This window comes from Streptococcus sp. HMSC056C01 (genome assembly GCF_001811305.1).
Lineage (GTDB): Bacteria > Bacillota > Bacilli > Lactobacillales > Streptococcaceae > Streptococcus.
Genome location: NZ_KV804207.1, coordinates 178,548 through 178,994, shown reverse-complemented (window position 1 = coordinate 178,994; position 447 = coordinate 178,548). Strand labels below are relative to the sequence as shown.

General features: G+C 41.8%; 1 protein-coding gene. It reads left to right on the top strand.

Features of this window, described 5'->3' with window-relative positions:
• Positions 1-447: single-stranded-DNA-specific exonuclease C-terminal domain-containing protein (locus tag HMPREF2795_RS06910; RefSeq protein WP_261675785.1), on the top strand; the 447-nt coding region annotated here is incomplete at both ends.

The following is a 447-nucleotide window of genomic DNA, read 5'->3' as shown; positions in this document are numbered from 1 at the left end:
AATCCAGTTTTGAGGTGGTTGCTTTTGGTCAAGGGAAATGGGTGACTGAATACTCACAGACCAAGCAATTGGAACTGGCGGTGACTCTCTCTGTCAACCAATGGAATGGACAAACCACCTTGCAGTTAATGATGGTTGACGCCCGTGTAGAAGGTGTTCAGCTCTTTAACATTCGTGGCAAGAATGCCTTGTTACCAGAAGGGGTAGCCGTTTTGGATTTTACGCAAGAGTTGCCTGATGTGACCTCTTGTTCTGCTATTGTCGTAAAAAATATCCCTGAGGATATATCCCTCCTTAAGAAAATCTGTCAGGAGCAGGAATTTTCAGCTCTTTACTTTAAAAATGATATAGCTAAGGCTTACTACTTGACGGGCTATGGCACAAGAGAGCAGTTTACAAAATTGTATAAAACTATCTATCAGTTCCCAGAGTTTGATATTCGCTATA